Here is a 4,029-nt window from a genome sequence, read left to right on the forward strand (position 1 = left end):
TTGTACGGTAGTCTTGTAGCCCTAAATTGACAATTTTCATATAAAGGCCTTTAAAGTATATAGGCGACCAAAGGATGATCTTGGAGTTCTTTATTGATTAAATCAAGTTGCGATACACTGGTTGCAACGATTCTAACGGTGTATGAAATATAGTTGCCTTTGGTGCTTTTTTTGCTACTAATTCGATGCGGGTGAATCTCACCGGCGTGGCGCTCAATAATAGCGCACATTTCAGTGTGTAAGGCTTGACAGTCTTTGCCCATTACTTTGATAGGGTAATCGCAAGGAAAATTAAAAATGGCTTCTGCGGTAGGTTTTGGATTAAGCTTATTCATATTAAGTAATTTTATCGTCTATTGCTATAAAATAGTGTCAATTTTAGTATTCTCAAATTAATTATGCGTCCACAACAAGTCAGTATTGTTTTAAATCAAGAATTTGAATCCGTGCTTCACGGTCATCACACACCTGTTATGTTATGGGGTGCACCTGGGATTGGAAAATCCCAAATCATCTCTCAAATTGCTACTGGGCACAATGTAAATATGATTGATATTCGCCTGTCGCAAATGGAGCCGAGTGATTTACGCGGCATTCCCTTTAAAAATGGCGAACAAGTAGATTGGGCAATTCCCTCGTTATTGCCCGATGAAAAACGACACGGCAAACAAGGTATTTTATTTTTAGATGAGATTACCTCAGCGCCACCCACGGTTTCTGCTGCAGCTTATCAACTTATTTTAGATCGGCGTTTGGGGGATTATGTGGTGCCAGAAGGTTGGGTAATTTTTGCCGCTGGCAATCGCCAAGGTGATCGTGGTGTCACTTATTCAATGCCAGCACCTTTGGCAAACCGTTTTTCACATTATGAGCTGGATGTCAATTTGGATGATTGGGTGGATTGGGCTTATAAAAATAACATTGATGAGCGACTTATTGGTTTTTTGCGTTATCGTCCTGAGCATTTATTTGAGTTTGACTCTACACACAATCCTGTGGCTTTTCCATCACCAAGAACTTGGGAGTTTACGCATCGTGCCTTACAAAAATTTGATGATAATTTGAATTTGTTTAGAGCCGCTGCTAGCGCCTGTGTGGGCGAAGTGGCAGGTGTTGAAATCGCTACTTTTATTGAGCACTTGGAAGATTTGCCAGATTTGGATGCGATTGTGAATGGCGAGTCCGTTTCAATTCCAGATGCGATTGACTTACAATATGCAATTTGTTCAGCGCTTGTGGGTAGAGCAATCAGCGTTAAAGATAAAGACAACGCCCAACAAGTTTGGGGTAACATTCTAAACTTTGCTCGTGACTTCCCGCAAAAAGAATTGGGTGTCATGTTGGTATCTGATATGCAACGTGCCATCGGTGAAGAAATTTTTGCTATTCCAGAGTTTGCTAATTGGGCAAGCAAAATTGCCGATACCTTGTTTGACTAGTGGATAAATACCCCACATGGAAAGATAACACCATCAAGCCCGAACCAGTTAGAGTCGTTGGCGAAGATGTTGTTCCAACACAGGAAAAATACACGCTTAACACCGAAGCATTAGAGGCAATTAAAGCACGACTCACTAAAGCACGCACGCAATTGATATTGGATAAACCTTTTTTGGGTAATTTGGTGTTGCGCCTGCCTCTAGTGGCAGCGGACTCTTGGTGCAAAACCAGTGCTACTGATGCCAAAAGTTTTTATTATAATCCTGAATTTATTGATTCGCTAAATAACCATCAAATCAAATTTGTTTTAATTCACGAAGCGCTACATTGTGCACTGACACATTTTGCACGACGGGGTAATCGCACCAAGCATAAGTGGGATTTAGCTTGTGACTTTGCCATCAACCCATTGTTAGTCAAAGAGGGTTTTCATCCGCCGATTGATGTGCCGATTTTTCAACAATATTCGGGCATGATTGCCGAAGAAATTTATCCAATGATTGATGACAATCTTAATCAAGAACCAATGGATCAGCACTTATATGATGACCAAGCAAATGATGATTCTAAGCAATCAGATGGTGGTATGCGTGAAGACCAACTACAACAAGATCCCAAGCCTGAAAGTAAGGTAAATGAGGGTAATCAGGGTGCCTCTTCTTTGGCAAAGCAACCGGCTACTTTGCGTCCTGATGAGATTGAAAAACTGGCTAGCGAATGGCAAAAAAACCTTGCTTCAAGCGCGCAACTTGCACAACAAGCAGGTAAACTTGATGGAGAATTTGCTAAATTAATTGATTTCTTTTTACAGCCTCAAGTTTCGTGGCAATCCTTATTAGCACAATATATGTCAGCATTTGCACGAGATGATTTTAGCTATTCTCGCCCATCACGCAGAACAGGCGAGGCAATCCTACCTGCGCTTAAATCCCATCAGATTGACATTATCGTGGCAATTGACACTTCTGGTTCTATTTCTCAAGAAGAAGTAAATGAGTTTGTTTCAGAAGTGAGTGCCATTAAGTCTAATTTGCGTGCCAGCATTACGCTACTTGCTTGTGATGATAAGCTCTCTGAGCACTCACCTTGGTGTTTTGAAGCTTGGGATGAGTTACAATTTCCTGCTGCTTTGGGTGGTGGTAAAGGTACTAATTTTAATCCCGTATTTGACTATATTGATACCCAAGACAGTGCCTGTGATGTAGTTATTTATTTTACTGACGCCAAAGGTGTGTTTCCTAAAGCAGAGCCAAATTATCCAGTGATGTGGCTCATTAAAGGCAAAGAGCAAACACCTTGGGGCACTCGCATACAACTCAATTAGACTTATGCAAGATTTTAGCGTTATTGAATTTGAAGCTTATTTAAAAAACAATCAACCTTTATTGCTAGATGTGCGAGAACAATGGGAGTGGGATAAATGTCATTTTGAAAACTCTAAATTATTGCCGATGGGTCAGATTATGAGTAATATAGAGTCATTAGACAAAACACAAGAAACTGTTATTATTTGCCATCATGGTATTCGTTCTATGCAAGTGGCACGCTATTTTGATGCTATTGGTTTTGAAAAGATTATTAATTTGCGTGGTGGCATTGATGCTTGGGCGAAGAAAATTGATCCTTCTATGCCGTTATATTAATCCCAAAGAATGTGTTAAACGCCTAGTGCGCTTGTTGTACCTGATGTATGTCTATCAATTGAAATCTAACTTTGGTAGTTGGGTGTTGTTGTGCAAGTTTGGCAAAATCTAGCGAAAATACAGTTACAAGCTTTAAGGTGGTATAATAGACCGAGACCTTTGCATAAATAGGGATGATTAGCAAAATCCAATTTTTTCCCAATTGGTGATTTCTTTAAACCTTGTCCTAGCAGGGCTAAGGCTGGGTTTAAAAAATCGCCAAGTGGGTGAAAAGTGGGTTTCTGATGATTGTTCCTATTTATGCAAAGGTCTCAGGCCATAATAACAAAAGAAGTAATCATGCAAACCAAAATTAATAGCGTTGCTATCCGCGCAACAAATGCCACTGGTGCTGGCAAGACCAGCACGCTTAAAATAGGTGATAAAATTATTGTTACCGTTACTCTGAGTGAAACAGTCGTGGTAACTGGAGAGCCCACTTATACTATTAGCATAGGCGGTGTGAATAAAAGTGCCACTTATGTTTCTACTGCTTCTAACGCTAACACCTTAGTGTTTAGTTATACAATAGCCAGCGGTGACATGACAACAACTGGCATCACTGCCACCACAACTGCCTTGTCTTTAAACACTGGCAGTATTAAAGATACTGCAGGCAACGCCATACAGTTAGCCACACCAGCAGTAGCCAGTAGCGCAAACACAATAACTGTTGATGCTAAAGCCCCAAATGCCGTTGATTTAAACTCAGCAACCGATGTACAATCCACCAGCAAAGCACTGTTTACCCGTTCAGAAATTGCAGTAGGCGTTGCCTTTGACGCCGATATTGCAAACACCACTGATACAGATATTAAATCTATTAAAGTGGTATTAGGTGGCGTAGGTTTTAACGCAACTAATGACAAACTGATACTAGATACCGATATTACATTAAGGAGTGATA

5 protein-coding genes and 1 pseudogene are annotated in these 4,029 nt (G+C 40.4%); 4 read left to right on the forward strand and 2 right to left on the reverse strand.

Annotation, left to right across the window (positions count from 1 at the left end; translation table 11 throughout):
• Nucleotides 1–50 precede the first annotated feature (50 nt).
• Nucleotides 51–335 carry a YbeD family protein gene (locus tag BBROOKSOX_RS09285; protein WP_139661315.1) on the reverse strand — a complete coding sequence of 95 codons (285 nt, stop codon included), beginning with the start codon at nt 333–335 and terminating at the stop codon, nt 51–53.
• Nucleotides 336–398: 63 nt separating this feature from the next.
• Here BBROOKSOX_RS09285 and BBROOKSOX_RS09290 point away from each other — a divergent pair, with 63 nt between their 5' ends.
• The 3 genes from BBROOKSOX_RS09290 to BBROOKSOX_RS09300 are packed head-to-tail and all read left to right on the forward strand — an operon-like array spanning nt 399 to nt 3,083.
• Entirely contained in the window at nt 399–1,439 is a 1,041-nt protein-coding gene (locus BBROOKSOX_RS09290) for an AAA family ATPase (protein WP_139661318.1), read from the forward strand.
• Complete coding sequence (locus tag BBROOKSOX_RS09295) at nt 1,439–2,764, forward strand: vWA domain-containing protein (RefSeq protein ID WP_139661320.1); 1,326 nt, start codon at nt 1,439–1,441, stop codon at nt 2,762–2,764. Before BBROOKSOX_RS09290 ends, BBROOKSOX_RS09295 begins: the two co-directional genes overlap by 1 nt.
• A gap of 4 nt (nt 2,765–2,768) precedes the next feature.
• The gene (locus BBROOKSOX_RS09300) at nt 2,769–3,083 is read left to right on the forward strand and encodes a rhodanese-like domain-containing protein (protein ID WP_139661322.1); all 315 of its coding nucleotides are present in this window, start codon (nt 2,769–2,771) and stop codon (nt 3,081–3,083) included.
• Between the two features lie 22 nt (nt 3,084–3,105).
• On the opposite strand, the gene BBROOKSOX_RS09305 is transcribed toward BBROOKSOX_RS09300, so the two are convergent.
• Nucleotides 3,106–3,285 carry a hypothetical protein gene (locus BBROOKSOX_RS09305; protein ID WP_139699537.1) on the reverse strand — a complete coding sequence of 60 codons (180 nt, stop codon included), beginning with the start codon at nt 3,283–3,285 and terminating at the stop codon, nt 3,106–3,108.
• 137 nt (nt 3,286–3,422) lie between these two features.
• Here BBROOKSOX_RS09305 and BBROOKSOX_RS09310 point away from each other — a divergent pair.
• Nucleotides 3,423–4,029 (forward strand): annotated as a pseudogene (locus tag BBROOKSOX_RS09310) (hypothetical protein); the annotation flags it as partial.

Source organism: bacterium endosymbiont of Bathymodiolus sp. 5 South (assembly GCF_900128535.1).
GTDB lineage: Bacteria > Pseudomonadota > Gammaproteobacteria > PS1 > Pseudothioglobaceae > Thiodubiliella.

Excerpts from the sequence above, each read along its gene's own strand:
- BBROOKSOX_RS09285 (WP_139661315.1), bottom strand. The coding sequence starts at position 335 with ATGAATAAGCTTAATCCAAAACCTACCGCAGAAGCCATTTTTAATTTT.
- BBROOKSOX_RS09290 (WP_139661318.1), top strand. The coding sequence starts at position 399 with ATGCGTCCACAACAAGTCAGTATTGTTTTAAATCAAGAATTTGAATCC.
- BBROOKSOX_RS09300 (WP_139661322.1), top strand. The coding sequence starts at position 2,769 with ATGCAAGATTTTAGCGTTATTGAATTTGAAGCTTATTTAAAAAACAAT.